Raw genomic sequence first — 14,459 nt, 5'->3', positions numbered from 1 at the left:
CGAAAACTTTGATTTATTAAGAAATTAAAACTCCATTGTGTGAGTTTCACTTTTATAATTAGGGTCTTCAGTACCTAGCAGTTTGTCCCAGAAGGTGAAATACAAACCGTAATGCACTTTATATTTACGATGATGTGTTGAATGATGCCTAGAACCAATTAGCCATTTTCCAATCCAGTAACTCTTAGATGAAGAGGGAAATACCTCAAATCCAAGATGGGTAAATACTGCCCACGCTGTCATAGCTATCAGTGCAGCAACTAAGGTGATGAAATGCAGTGGAACTATGAAACTTACACCTACAAAGAAAAGTCCTTGTACAATCGCTTCTGGGAAGTCAAATGCAGAAGAACTCCAAGGTGTTGGCTCTCCTGAACGGTGGTGTCCAGAATGCATCCATTTGAAAATTAGAGGCTGGTGAAATACCCGATGGATAAAATAAAAGTAAGTATCCTGAAGAATGAGTACTGCAATAAAGCTAACTACTAAATACCACAATCCGTACTTGTATAAATCACTATATAATAGCGTTGCTCCCAAACTATACTCTGAGATCATAAACGCTCCACAAATAGCAAAAACTACTGCGGAGAGTATTGATAATTCGATATCTTTTTTAATAGAACAACTCATCAACGGCTTCAAATGCAAACTCCTGCTGGCAAGCGACTTTCCTAGAACTAAATAAAAGAGCAAGTATGCTCCCCCAGCAATCAAAAAGTATCGGGCAAGAGTAATACAGAAGAAGAAAAAGCAATAATACCAAAATGAGTGGTTTGTCAATTAGACCCATCCGTAATATTAATTTAGGGCAATGAAAATGCTGATCGTGTCCAATTGTTTTGGTCTTCTCTACTACAAATGGACAAATTTTAATTGAATTTGTTAATCGACAAAATTCACTGCTTATCTTAGAATATCGAGTAGTTAAGCTAATATATGTTAAAGTTTGTTAATTAAATTGAACCTAATTTGGTTGCAAAGATTCTCATTTTTCTTGGTGCATGATGCGATCGCACATCGCCCTGAAGGTCAATATATCCAGAAAACTCCGCCTCAAAAGGGAAGCCGAAAATTTACAGGAATGCTAAGAATAATTTGGTATCTTCATTAATGATCCAAGCTTAGTTAGTAATACCTTATGAATCGTTCCGCCTGTCTCATCTTCAATCCTGTTGCGGGTCAGGGCGACCCAGATATAGAACTGGCAGAAATCCGCGCAATATTAGAGCCAGATATTGACCTCGATATTTATCTCACAACTGAAGAAATCGACGCTGACCAACTGGCATATCAAGCGGTAGAGCGAGGGGTAGATGCAATCATTGCTTCGGGGGGAGATGGTACTCTCTCAGCGGCGGCGGCGGCTGTAGTGGGTACTGATATTCCATTTGGGATTATTTCTCGCGGCACAGCAAACGCTTTTGCCACAGCTTTAGGAATTCCTGACACGATCGCAGGTGCGTGTGAGACAATTTTGGCGGGAGGAACCCGCCATGTAGATGTAGCCTATTGTAACGATAGGCCGATGGTACTCTTAGCAGGTATTGGCTTTGAGGCTGAAACTGTAGAACTGGCAGACCGCGATTCCAAAAATCGCTTTGGGATGATGGCCTATATCTTGGCAGGCATCCAGCAATTGAGAAACTTACGTAACTTTGATGTTGAAATTGAAACTGAAGACAAGATCGTTAAAACTAGTGCCTGTGCAGTAACAGTCGCAAATGCCGCGCCTGCCACTTCAGTCTTGGCTCAAGGGCCAGCAGGTCTGATTTATGATGATGGATTATTAGATTTAACGATTGTAGCTCCAGCCAACAAAGCAGGAGCGATCGCAGCGACATTTCATCTATTTCAAACGGCTTCTACAGGCAACGCCACAGAACGGAATGATATTGGTTTCCTGCGAGCCAAACAATTTAAAATTACGACTGAACCACCACAAAAGGTTGTGTTAGATGGTGAAATACTGGGCACAACACCAGTAGAAATTAAGTGTGTACCAGCAGGCTTACGAATTTTTGTGCCATTAGTAGAAGAAGTGGAACCTACAGAAAAACTAGAAGGACTCCCTAATCTGACTATTGAGATGAAAGACACAGTAGAAGAATGAGGGAATTGAAAAGAGCCAGAGGGGCGGGGTGCGGGGGCAGAGGGGAAAACTCTTCTCCCTGCTCCCTGCCCCCTGCTCCCTTGCTTCTCCCCAGTTCCCTCATCTCCATGTAAAAAATTCAGGAGTAGATTGCATTGAAACTTGTATCCGATCCAGCGATCGCTAACAAAATTCGTAAAATGAATCAGCGGGTACGGTGGCAAGATCCGTTAATTGTGGAACGGAACATCGACCAAACTCGGCTGGTGTTGGAGGATGGTCAAACAGATAATTCTGAGTTTTCATTTTTAGTTGTAGGTGATAGTGGTTCCGGCAAGCATCGGGGACACAATCCCCAGCGACAGGTGGCTGAACTCATGCTGCCTCATCACAACGAATCCCATTTTATGCTGCATACCGGGGATGTGATCTATTTAGTGGGATCGAGTGAATACTATCAACAGAACTTCATCCAGCCTTACCGAGAGTTTCTCGTGGGTACAGAAGATTCCAAACAGATTGCTTACGATCGGATGATTTTTAAGCTGCCCATTTTACCTGTACCAGGAAATCACGATTACTATAACTTGCCGATTCTATTAAGCTTGGCATCCTTAACAACATTACCCATTCGTCACCTGTTGCGATCGCGCTTAGACTTAGATGTGGGACTGCATGGCTCAGGAACCGGTGACGCTTACGCACGAGCATTTCTGGACTATCTGAAAGCGTTTCAGCTTCCGGGAGAGTTAGCCAGCCACTTAGATGAATACTATACAGCCAAGACAGATACAGGTCGTTGTCTTTCATATCAACCTGGGCAGTTTACCCGTCTTCCCAATCGCTACTACACTTTTCGCTATAGCGGGATTGATTTTTTTGCCTTGGATTCTAATACATTTAACGATCCACCACCACTACCTAAAACCAAAGAAGGTGATGCCAATCGCAAACTCTTAGAAAAACGCCGTGAAGATTTCGAGCAAGAAAAGTTGGAAATCATCGAAAATTCATCAAAACTTCGTCCCGAAAATCCCAGCGAAGCCGACCAATTAGACGACTTCCACGCCAAGATGTCACAAATTGAAGAACTGATTGTTGATATCGATAAACAACTAGCTACTAATAAAACAACGGTAACTGATATCGAACAATTAGACTGGCTCAAACAAAGATTAATTGCATCTTGGAATAATAGTGAAGTTCGGGGAAGGGTGATTTATTTCCATCATCCACCTTATGTAACTGAGGCGACGAAGTGGCAACAAGCCCAAACTCTGATCGTTCGCGATCGCTTACGTGGTGTGCTGGATGCGGTAGCGAAAGAAATCGGTTCCTTAACTCAGGGGCGTCCTTTGGTAGATTTGGTATTAAATGGTCACGCGCACTGCTTGGAACACCTTGAGACAATGGATACAGGACACGCTGATTCTCATATCCACTGGGTTGTTTGTGGCGGTAGTGGCTTTAGTTTGCGCCGCCAGCGAATTGAGGGAGCAGATTTGATGGAAGAAAATAGATTAGTGGCGCGATCGCATCTCTTCGTTGGTCGCAGCGGTCAAGGTTTTCAGAAGCGACGACCTTATTCAGGTTTACGCATTGACGTTAAAGGCGATGGACAGCCTAAGTTTATTATCCGTCCTTTGATTGCCGAATGGCATCAGCGGCAATGGCATAATCGAGAACTTGAGCCGTTGATTATAAAAAACCAGTAGTCAGAATTCAGAATTCAGAATACTTTACCAGTATTGCCTTTTAACCAATATTCCCTACCCGCTCATACTGAATTCTGACCGGAGGCGGAGCGTCTTATGACAGAGAAATGGCTTTCTATCGTCGGCATTGGGGAAGATGGGTTACAAGGGTTAAGTGCGATCGCTCTTTCCCTAATTACTCAAGCTAAAGTAATTGTGGGAGGCGATCGCCATTTAGCAATGCTCCCTACAGATGACCAACGCGAGAAACTAGTCTGGTCATCCCCCATTAGCACTTCAATTGACGAAATCATCCAGCGTCGCGGCCAGTCAATCTGCGTACTCGCAAGCGGCGATCCGATGTGTTACGGCATTGGTGTCACCTTGATGCGGCGAATTCCCGTCTCTGAAATGACGATTATCCCCGCACCTTCAGCTTTCAGCCTCGCCTGTGCCAGAGTGGGATGGTCTTTAACTGAGGTGGAAACCTTGAGTTTGAATAGTCGTCCATCCTCCCTACTCCAGTCTTACATTTACCCAAAAGCGCGGCTGTTGATTTTGAGTGAAGGGAAGGACACACCCGCCATTGTTGCCCAAATTTTGACAAATCGCGGCTATGGTGGCAGCAAAATCACCGTATTGGAGCGTATGGGCGGCGCTCATGAAAGAATTGTAGAAGGTACGGCTGCATTTTGGGGTGAAACTGAAGTAGCAGCTTTGAATGCGATCGCAGTTGATTGTATTGCTGATGCTGGGGTGATCTCATTACCAAAGTTACCAGGATTACCAGATAACGCCTATCACCACGATGGACAGTTAACTAAACGTGAAGTTAGAGCAATTACCCTTGCAGCTTTAGCACCCACACCGGGAGCGTTGTTATGGGATGTGGGCGCAGGTTGCGGCTCAATTTCTATTGAATGGATGCGGAGTAATGCTCGGTGTCGGGCGATCGCGATCGAACAAAACTCATCTAGACTACTATATATTGCCGATAATGCCAGCACTCTCGGTACTCCAAATCTGCAAATCATTGAAGGGAAAGCACCCCATGTCCTGAAAGACTTGCCAACACCAGATGCTATTTTTATTGGTGGTGGGGTGACAGCAACAGGACTTTTTGATGTTTGCTGGGAAGCACTACGGCCGGGCGGGCGTTTGGTAGCAAATGTGGTGACGGTAGAGGGTGAGCAAACTTTATTTCAATGGCATGAGCGAGTCGGTGGCGATTTAACTCGTATTGCCATTCAACGGGCGGAACCTATTGGTAAATTTCTGGGCTGGCGAGCAATGGCGCCTGTGACGCAATGGGTAGTAGTGAAGTCTGAAAAACTTAATGGTTAATGGTGTATGGGTGCGATCGCATTCATGGAGAGATAAAAACGGTTCCTAAACGTAAATAAGATAATCTAAAATTTAAAATCCAAAATTGAATGGCAAATAAACGCTTTTATCACATTGGCTTTGAGCAAGATGATTTGGGTTCATCACCTCCCAGTATTGCCCTATTATCTGGCGATCCAGAGCGATCGCGTCTAATTGCCCAAACTTATTTACAAGATATACGCGTGTTGTCAGAAAATCGCGGACTCAATAGCTATCTAGGATACTTACCGAATGGTCGCCGTATCTTATCAGCTACAAGTGGTATGGGTGCGCCTTCATTAAGTATTGTGGTTAATGAGTTGGTACAAGTAGGAATCCGGCAAATTATTCGTATTGGAACTTCTGGTTCCATTCAACCTTATATACCAGTCGGTAGTGTTGTCATTGGCAGTGCAGCATTGTGTCGCCAAGGTGCAGCTTATGACATTGCACCTGTGGAGTATCCAGCCGCAGCCGATCCTTTTCTGACAGTCGCTTTAGTTAAAGCCGCACGAGAATTAGAGGTTGAACATTACATCGGAATTACAGCATCAGTTGATACTTTTTACGAAGGGCAAGAACGCACTGACTCAGCAAATCCATATTTAATGCGATCACTGCATGGCATTACAGAAGAATATCGACGCTTGAATATCTTGAATTACGAGATGGAATGCGGCACACTATTCAAAATGGCAGGAGTGTATAATTTTGCAGCAGCAGCTATTTGCGGTGTAGTAGCTGGGCGTAGTGTTAGTGAAAATATCATTCTAGAACAAAGAGACATTGCTGTGAAAAATGCGATCGCAATTGCTATAAATGCAGCAGAAAAACTTGAATAAGCTAACAAATTTATCTTACAGCTATTTTCAGGTAAATAGACCACGCGGTAGGGGCACATCATTGATCATTGGTGTCAACTTAAGCTGGAAATAGCTTAACTGTTGGCTTCCATACCCGCCCAAAAATAACTTTTCGGGCTAATAGCTTAAGTCTACTGAAGTAGACTGGAGATTTTTGGCGATATTTAGTCATCTTCAGATGACTTTAGCTATGAGACGGGAATTTAAATTCCCGGCGGACAAGGAGTTTTGCGTTAAGTTGACATCAATTATCATTGCTGTGCCCTAGCGACAGATGTAGTTCAAATACATGAAAACTACTGTAATTAGTATGTCACTTAATCTGCTCTAAGTGTTATTATCATGTCTTTACCTAATCTTTAATTTATCAATCAGTAATCCTAGTTAAGATGTATTGAGTAAAATGCAATTTTATTTTATAAAGGCACATAAGTAAAAAATAACTATAGCGCTTTTCCATTGAATCTAATATGTACCTAACCCCTTATCTCTAAAGTAAAGGGAGGAATATTATATATATCTCCTTTGAGTAGAGAGGTTATAGTGTATTGCATATAACGATAACTCCTATATATGAATATGGTGTTTTTGGATTAATAATCTGGAATTTTGACACAAATTTTGCAGTAGCTATGAGTAATTTAATTATCAACAAATATCAGAAACATTGGAGAGCAATATAATATGAAGAATGCTTGGAAGCGTTGGATTACGACCGTTAACCTAGCTGCAATCACAATAATGCCGACGCTGATATTTTTAGCATTCTCTCATCAAGCAACAGCAGATGATCCAGGAGCATGTTACATGGTAACTTCCTCCGGTAAAACTGTTGGATTAGCAAGGCTTTGTGGCAATGCCAATATAGTTGCACCTCCAGACAACGAAGTTTTTCGAGTTCCCATCAAACGCCGTTTTGGTGGAACTCCTGTGATTGATGTCACTTTCAATGACAAAAAAACCTTTGAAATGATTGTAGATACAGGTGCTAGTGGAACGATTATTACTCTAAATATGGCGAATACACTTAAACTTCAGGCTACGGGGACAATGCAAGCCCAAATTGCTGATGGTAGCGAAGTAGAATTCCCAACTGGTAAAGTAAAATCTATTGCAGTAGGTGGAGTTACAGGTAATAATCTTCAGGTAGCGATCGCACCAAAAGCAAGCATCGGCTTACTGGGCCACGATTTTTTTGGCAACTATGACATCAAGATTCTAGAGAAAGAGATCGAATTTCATCACCGCTAATGCTTGCAGTTTGAAAATTTAACTTTGTGAGAAAATAGAAGTGCGATCGCCCCTGATCAAAGAGACAACCGCACTATGATTATTATCCTTACAGCAATTTGAAGCCGAGGTTATTGAGAATTTCACGCAAGCGATCCCGTCCTCTCAAAGCCTCCACAGTTGCAATCCGTTGGGCTGAGTGTTCTGACCAATCGCCAGCAATATTCATCTTTTGTTCAGTATAAAAGTCTTTGATGATGTCGTTGTAGTGAGCGATCGCATCTTCTTGTTCTGCTAATTTGTAGGTTTCACGGTGCAGCACAGCTGTCTGGGGTAATCGTGGTTTAATTGCCGCTGGCACTTCAGGATTTGGATAACCCACACACAACCCAAATACAGGGAACACAGAAGGCGGTAAATTTAGTAGTGCTGCTACTTCTTGAGGATGGTTCCGTAGTGCGCCAATATACACTGTTCCCAAACCAAGGGACTCAGCGGCTACAGTTGCATTTTGCGCTGCCAATGCGGCATCGATTGTAGCTGTCACAAAAGATTCCAAATATTCTAAAGCATCATGAGATAGTCCGCGGCTGTCAGCAACGTAACTTAGACGCGCCAAGTCTGCTAACCAAACCAAAAATAAAGGTACTTGCTTAATGTGTGCTTGGTTTGACGCTAGTTTAGATAATTCTTCTTTGCGTTCTTGGTCTTCGATTGCAACTACACTCCAGGTTTGCAAATTAGAAGAAGTAGATGCAGATTGGGCGGCTGCAATTAGCAACTCTAGAGTTCCTGGTGGTAGAGGATCGGATACATAAGACCGGATGGAACGGTGTGATAGTAGTGATGTCAGAGAATCATTCCATTCAATTTCCGAATTGAAAGGAGTTTCACCGTAGCGCGATCGCAGTAGTTCTGTAGCATTAGTCATAGTTAATTCCAAGATTTACATTTCAAAAGTTGTCAGTTCTTTGACTAATAGCAATTTCATCTATCAGGGCATAGAGATGTATGCCCTGAAAACCGATTCATTAGTACTAGTTTAAGTTTTTGGGTTTAAGTTTTTGGTGAAAAAGCAGCGTATTCTTCTTTTGTCAACACTGCATCCTTCACTTTTACCTCTTTGGGAATTAGCTTCAATTTGTAATATGTATCTGCAACACCTTGTTGGAGATTTATCAAATTGTCATCAACTGGTACAAGCCCAAAAGTTCGTCTGTTAGTTGCCTTCCTCATCGTTTCTACATCAATTCCTAACACAGGTGCAAGAGTTTTTGCTACTTCTTCTCGATTGTTTTTAGACCATTCTTCTAGATTTTGAATTTCCTCCAGTATTGCTTTTACAGTTTGGGGATTTTCTGTAACAAACTTGCGGGTCATCAAATAATATCCTCCCTGTTTATTAATTCCCGTGCCATCAATCAGGACTCTGGCTTTAGTTGCCTCTTGAGCTGCTGCATAGAAGGGGTCCCAAATTACCCAAGCATCCACACTACCCTTCACAAATGCCGCACGGGCATCTGCTGGAGCCAAATATTTAGGTTCAATGTCTGTATATTTCAATCCAGCTTTTTCTAAAGCTTGGACTAACAATAAGTGGGCACTAGATCCTTTTTGAAAAGCAACTTTTTTGCCTTTTAGGTCAGTAACTTTTTGAATTTTTGAATTTTGAGGAACAAGAATTGCGGAACCAGCTGGACTAGCAGCAGTACCAACAACGTAAGTTAGTGATGCTCCCGCAGCTTGGGCAAATATTGGCGGTGATTCTCCTACTGGGCCGATGTCAATGCTACCGACATTCATCGCTTCTAATAGTTGCGGCCCCGCCTGAAATTCAGTCCACTGGACAGTGATACCTTCAGGTGCTAAACGCTTTTCTAAAACACCCTTAGTTCTCAACAAAATGGTTGATTTTTGATAGCCAAATCTGACTACTTTGGCATTGGAAGCAGAATTGCTAACAGATGTGGCACTGGGATTGGGGGCATTAACAGTAGGTGTTGAGGAACAAGCAGCAAATAGCAAGCTTAGACAAAGACCTGTAATAAAAGCCCCCACTATTGGCAAAGGAGAAGAAAAGAATAATTTATGTTGATTGTTAAAGGGGATATTCCTGATTTTTATCAACGATATCCACTTGCTAATTAAGCGGCGAAAGATTTGGTTAATCATCAAAATGATTTCTCTGAGCGATATCAATACTATAAACTTATAGGTTTACTGGAGTATATAAATATATTCAGATATTTAGGGTAAGTTGATAATAAGTAGCTGAATTGAGCAAAGTCTGAGCTACTCCCATACGGTTCAGCTACCCTGCTCTTAAGCAAGCTACAGTCGGGTTTAAATCCCCTAATGTAGCTCTCTTCTCTACGAAACACCGCGCGGAAAATTTTGAATTTTGAATATTTTAGTGCCAAAAACTATAGTGCTAATTCAACAAATCAGGCTCTTCACGCACAATCCTGTCATAAAGAGGCTGAAAACCGAACCACCCACTTGTATGTGACCCTACTTGAGTTTGAGTTAAACGGGCTGTTTCGTGTTTGATAGTAGTTGGTCTACCTGCTGCTTCTGCTAGCAGTTGGGCTTGGCACGATCGCTCTAAACTAATGTACCAAAAGGCAGCTTCATCTACTGTATGCCCCACAGTTAAAATGCTGTGGTTACGTAAGATAATAGCTTTTTTTGACTCCAAAGCTTGCGCTAATCGCAGACCTTCAGAAGTTTCTAAAACAACACCTGTAAAATCGTCAAACAGGGCATGGTCTTCGTAAAAAGCACAAGAATCTTGAGTCAAGGGGTCAAGGAGACGCCCCAAACTAGACCAGGCTTTACCATAAAGGGAATGAGCGTGAGCCGCCGCGATGACATCAGGTCGAGCTTCATGAATCTGAGAATGGATGGCGAAAGCAGCTTGATTTACCTGAGCATCGCCTTTAACCACATCACCTTCTCTGTTAACCAACACCAGGTCAGAAACTCGGATATGACCGAAGTATGTCCCGAATGGGTTGACCCAAAAATGATCTGTAAACTCTGGATCGCGAGCCGTAATATGCCCAGCGATTCCCTCGCTGAATCCAAACTTACCAAATAGGCGAAAGGCAGCAGCGAGACGTTGCTTACGGTGCAGGCGTTCGTCTTCAACTCGCTCGAATACTGGGGGTTGTGGTCTATCGTACTTGGGCATGTTCTTTTTCCTCTTCCTCTTTACAGGGAGCGTTGGAATATCCAGAGCGAAAGGATTTGACGCTCTGAGATTCTGGGATGAATTGGTGACGCAATACGCAACCAGTATCATTACCTAGAATATGGATAGATACAGATGCGCTCTGGGATGTGGTTTTGACGGCGTGGATATCACCATCTGGCGGTAACAGGCGGTAGATGTCTCCTGGTTGAAGCGATCGCACTTCAGTTACTTGTAATTGTGCGTGTCCTTCGGCACCACCGCTATCTACACGGCGATAGACTGTTTCTTCTTGATTGCCTTGATATAAACCAATCAATCCCCAAGCTAAATGGTCGTGGACGGGAGTTGTGGAACCTGGGGGAATCACCAAACTGAATACTGACAGTGAGCGGTCTTTGGCGCGATAAAGTAGCCACTGACCAATACCGCCACCCATCCGGCTTTCAGGATTGACTTGGGCAAACTTTTCCGGTAGCCATTCCTGTTGGGCAAGGAGTTCTTGAAAATAGGGTTCTAGTCTAGCGAGAGTTTGTGTGCGATCGTCAACAGTACTAGCGCTAATTTCCCGCACCGTTGCGACAAAGGATCGTAATTCCTGACTCTCAATAAACCATTGGTCTTCCGGTAATGGTTCTAATATCGTGTGGTTCGTCATTTATATTCCTCTGTTTGGGAGGCGACTAACATTAATACCAATTTTGTTATCTTTATTGATAATAGTACTAGTAGTTTTAACACCAGGGTGAATCTTAAAGCCAAGTTGCTCAAGTTTGAGATGAGAAAGGGACTCTTTCAGAATGATCGTAAAAGGATATCGCTGAAATACCGTAGCTTTACCTTGTGACAATAGCAGCCTAGCATGGCTGATGCGTACTGGATATAACGGTTCTTGGTTGGCATCGAGAATGAATACTTTGGTCATGTAATTTTGAAATAATCAAATTATTTACAGCAGTTTTCAGGTAAAACAGTAAGTAGAAAGTGGTGTAGTTAAATTGCTACTTAAAGACACTCTGGGTACCTCTGCGGTTACTTTGCGTACCTCTGCGTTGAAAATACTACGATTTTACGCAACACTGCACTAAGAAACAACAGCGGCTTGTCGCTCCCGCCGTTGCACTTCGGCGCGGACTAGGGGAATCACATCACGACCATAGGCGATCGCATCTCCTAAGGGATCGAATCCCCGAATCAATAGAGTAGTTACCCCAGCGTCATAGTAATCTACCAAGGACTCTGCGACTTGCTCTGGTGTACCAACGAGGGCAGTAGTATTACCATAAGCACCAGTAGCGGCGGCAATGGGCGTCCATAAGCGCTTATCGAAAATTTCGCTTTCTTGAGCAAACTGTAATAACCGATTAGAACCCACTGCTTGCGGACGTACTGAATTAAAGTAGGGAGTTATCGGCAGTTGATTTTCTATTTTTGCAGCCCGAATTTCCTTAACCCGCGATAGAATCGAGTGCGCTTTTTCCCAAGCTTTCTTTTCAGTATCACCCAGAATCGGTCGCAGCGAGACACTGAAGCGTGGCGATCGCCCTAGTGGTGTTACAGCTTTTACTTCGCGTATCCGTTCCTTAACCGCCGCAATGGGTTCTCCCCACATGGCATACACATCACTATGCTTTGCACCCACAGGTATTGCTGCACCAGAAGCGCCACCAAAATACAAGGGTATGTGGGGCTGTTGTAAAGGCTTCACATCTGAGTAAGCATCTTTCACACGATAGAATTCGCCCTCATAATCGAAGGGAGTATTACTCGTCCACACCCGCCGCACAATATCTAGGTACTCATCTGTACGGCGATAGCGAGTATCGTGGTCAAGCCAATCACCATCGCGTTGCTGTTCGTCATCGCTGCCACCTGTAATAATGTGTACAGCAATGCGACCATTAGTAAAGTGATCCAAAGTTGCCGTTTTCCGCGCGAAGAGTGTCGGAGCCACAAAACCAGGGCGGTGGGCGATTAAAAACTTCAACCGTTCTGTTGCCGCCGCCGCGAAGGAAGCCACAGTTAAGCCATCGGGGCCAGTTGAGCCATAACCAACCAATACCCGATCAAAACCACCCTCCTCATGTGCCTGAGCAAACTTGCGGACATAAGCGGCATCTATAGAACCACCTGTGATTGAAACTGTTGGGCCATCTAACTCAGATATTTGTCGCGTTCCAATCATCCCAATAAATTCAATTGGCATAGTGCATCACCTCAAAAATTACAAATCTTATTTCGGTATGGGGCATTGAAAAGAGGCAGAGGGGAAAACTCTTCTCCCTTGCTCCCTGCCTCTCATTTCCTACTTAGCCGTAGGGCAAATAGTCGCAGCAACATCTACTCTTTTGGGTAAAATCTTTTGCTCTAGCATCCAGTCAGCAGTCTTCTGAATTTTGGCAACATCATCAGCATTCGGTGTGGCAAGTAGCTGTGGCCCTTGATTCTCAGTTACTCGCTTGGCTACGGCTGGAGAGATTTTGATGTCCTTGACCAGATATTCGGCTGATTTTGCCGTATTTGCATTCAACCAATCGTATTCCTCAGTTAAACCGCTAAAAGCAGCTTTCACGGCTTCTGGAGATTTAGCCGCCGCATCATTACGCACAAGCATTACACTGTAGGTAGGAGCTGGATGGGTTGTGGTGATTCTCCTAGCACCATGCTCTAATTCGGCAACTGAAACATAAGGTTCCCAAACTGCCCAAGCATCCACAGTTCCTTGATAGAGGGCGGGTGCAGCATCAGTTGGCGCTAAAAATACACGCTGAACTTTATCTTTAGAAATTTTCTCTTTTTCCAATACTTTTAATAACAAATACTCACCTGCGCCAGCCTGATTGACTGCAACTTTTTTACCTACAAGGTCAGCAGGTTTACGGATAGGAGAATCGCCCCTGACTACGATCGAACTACCCAATGATTCTGGTCTTGGACGCTGGACAGCCCCAATACAAAGCTCCTGACCGGCAGCAATAGCTGATAACCCAGGAATATCTCCGCACCCACCAATATCGGCTTGATTCGCGCTAATTGCTTGGAGTAAGGTAGCACATCGGTCAAAGGGGCCAGCCCATTCAACTTTGATATTCTGAGCTACAAGCTTCTTTTCTAACTCTCCTCGTTGACGTGCAATTGGTACTACACCTCCCTTTTGATATCCCAGACGAATCAAACTAGTTTTCTCTTGAGTCTGGTTACTGACATTTTGGGCAGTGCTATTACTATTTGCAGAGTTACTTGGAGTGCAGCTAGAAATCACGAAACCTAGCCAGGAACTAGCAATCAATAAGGCACTCAAGGACTTGGTTGAGCGTTGTGGAAATAAAAATAAGAACTTTTTGAATTGATTCAACAACTTTTTGATTACTCCTTTTATTAAAAAAAGATAAGAATGAGAGTCTATATATCAACTCCAGCACTCTCATAGTTACTGCTCATTTAGGGATTTCCAAGTAACAAACTATCCAAATTTTGTGGGTATCTCACAATCATTTATAGTTGGATATTTTGATTGGGAAGTCTCTTAACTGTGATACTAGTTCCCGTAAATACGGTAAATCGGTCGGATAACCGTTGAATTAACTACAAGCAGAAATTATCACATACAAAGTTAAAAAGCAAGTCGATTGTCATAGTTCTGTATAAGAGGAACGCAAAAAGGTGGCATTGTCCATCTCATCTGAATGTGTATCGTTCGTCCACAATGCCAAAAAGCAAGGAAAAGCTTTACTCAGAGCTTTATTGACAACCTTCTTTACCTAACTTATTGGAATCCAAATTGAACCAACCAGCAAAAGACACACGAGAAGTTAAACCTAGCAAGCTGCCGGGGAACTCAATATGACGGTTAAAAACCACATAATATATCTACAAACACAAAACTCGCCGTTGTCGGTTCGTCAACGGCGAGTTTCGTACTCTACAATAAGCAGTATTTCACGCATTTGAAAATTGCTGTAAGCTACAAGCCTAGAATTCGGAATTGGAATGGTGAGGGTTTGAGATGGAGCATTAGTCTT

The 14,459-nt window shown here is 43.2% G+C and carries 13 protein-coding genes; 5 read left to right on the top strand and 8 right to left on the bottom strand.

The window, feature by feature from the left end; translation table 11 throughout:
* Positions 1-24 precede the first annotated feature (24 nt).
* Positions 25-558: a sterol desaturase family protein gene (locus HWQ39_RS08945; protein ID WP_366932241.1), complete on the bottom strand. Its 534-nt coding sequence runs from the start codon at positions 556-558 to the stop codon at positions 25-27.
* 583 nt (positions 559-1,141) lie between these two features.
* On the opposite strand from HWQ39_RS08945, the gene HWQ39_RS08940 reads away from it, so the two are divergent.
* The 5 genes from HWQ39_RS08940 (at position 1,142) to HWQ39_RS08920 (ending at position 7,265) form a co-directional block, all read left to right on the top strand.
* Complete coding sequence (locus HWQ39_RS08940; RefSeq protein ID WP_292843547.1) at positions 1,142-2,113, top strand: YegS/Rv2252/BmrU family lipid kinase; 972 nt, start codon at positions 1,142-1,144, stop codon at positions 2,111-2,113.
* Positions 2,114-2,247: 134 nt separating this feature from the next.
* Complete coding sequence (locus HWQ39_RS08935; RefSeq protein ID WP_292843546.1) at positions 2,248-3,807, top strand: metallophosphoesterase; 1,560 nt, start codon at positions 2,248-2,250, stop codon at positions 3,805-3,807.
* Between the two features lie 96 nt (positions 3,808-3,903).
* Positions 3,904-5,130 carry a precorrin-6y C5,15-methyltransferase (decarboxylating) subunit CbiE gene (gene cbiE, locus HWQ39_RS08930; protein WP_292843545.1) on the top strand — a complete coding sequence of 409 codons (1,227 nt, stop codon included), beginning with the start codon at positions 3,904-3,906 and terminating at the stop codon, positions 5,128-5,130.
* An 89-nt stretch (positions 5,131-5,219) separates the two neighbouring features.
* Positions 5,220-5,993: a nucleoside phosphorylase gene (locus tag HWQ39_RS08925; RefSeq protein ID WP_292843544.1), complete on the top strand. Its 774-nt coding sequence runs from the start codon at positions 5,220-5,222 to the stop codon at positions 5,991-5,993.
* A 705-nt stretch (positions 5,994-6,698) separates the two neighbouring features.
* A complete protein-coding gene (locus tag HWQ39_RS08920; protein ID WP_292843543.1) occupies positions 6,699-7,265 on the top strand; it encodes a retropepsin-like aspartic protease in 567 nt (188 codons plus the stop codon).
* 88 nt (positions 7,266-7,353) lie between these two features.
* Here HWQ39_RS08920 and HWQ39_RS08915 read toward each other — a convergent pair whose 3' ends face one another.
* The 7 genes from HWQ39_RS08915 to HWQ39_RS08885 all read right to left on the bottom strand — a co-directional run bounded on the left by HWQ39_RS08915 (position 7,354) and on the right by HWQ39_RS08885 (position 13,792).
* Complete coding sequence (locus HWQ39_RS08915; RefSeq protein ID WP_292843542.1) at positions 7,354-8,175, bottom strand: NADPH-dependent oxidoreductase; 822 nt, start codon at positions 8,173-8,175, stop codon at positions 7,354-7,356.
* Positions 8,176-8,300: 125 nt separating this feature from the next.
* The gene (locus tag HWQ39_RS08910; protein ID WP_292843541.1) at positions 8,301-9,416 is read right to left on the bottom strand and encodes a sulfonate ABC transporter substrate-binding protein; all 1,116 of its coding nucleotides are present in this window, start codon (positions 9,414-9,416) and stop codon (positions 8,301-8,303) included.
* A gap of 259 nt (positions 9,417-9,675) precedes the next feature.
* Positions 9,676-10,437, bottom strand: a complete 762-nt coding sequence (locus tag HWQ39_RS08905; RefSeq protein ID WP_292843540.1) for a class II aldolase/adducin family protein — start codon at positions 10,435-10,437, stop codon at positions 9,676-9,678.
* Positions 10,421-11,095, bottom strand: a complete 675-nt coding sequence (locus HWQ39_RS08900) for a cysteine dioxygenase family protein (RefSeq protein WP_292843539.1) — start codon at positions 11,093-11,095, stop codon at positions 10,421-10,423. Before HWQ39_RS08900 ends, HWQ39_RS08905 begins: the two co-directional genes overlap by 17 nt.
* Positions 11,096-11,362, bottom strand: a complete 267-nt coding sequence (locus tag HWQ39_RS08895) for an RRXRR domain-containing protein (protein ID WP_292843538.1) — start codon at positions 11,360-11,362, stop codon at positions 11,096-11,098.
* Positions 11,363-11,521: 159 nt separating this feature from the next.
* Positions 11,522-12,643: an LLM class flavin-dependent oxidoreductase gene (locus tag HWQ39_RS08890; protein ID WP_292843537.1), complete on the bottom strand. Its 1,122-nt coding sequence runs from the start codon at positions 12,641-12,643 to the stop codon at positions 11,522-11,524.
* 99 nt (positions 12,644-12,742) lie between these two features.
* On the bottom strand, positions 12,743-13,792 hold the full coding sequence (locus HWQ39_RS08885; RefSeq protein WP_292843536.1) for an aliphatic sulfonate ABC transporter substrate-binding protein: 1,050 nt from the start codon (positions 13,790-13,792) through the stop codon (positions 12,743-12,745).
* Between the last annotated feature and the right edge of the window lie 667 nt (positions 13,793-14,459).

This window comes from Nostoc sp. NMS8 (assembly GCF_017115045.1).
Classification (GTDB): domain Bacteria; phylum Cyanobacteriota; class Cyanobacteriia; order Cyanobacteriales; family Nostocaceae; genus Nostoc.
This window is presented reverse-complemented; position numbering and strand designations above follow the sequence as displayed.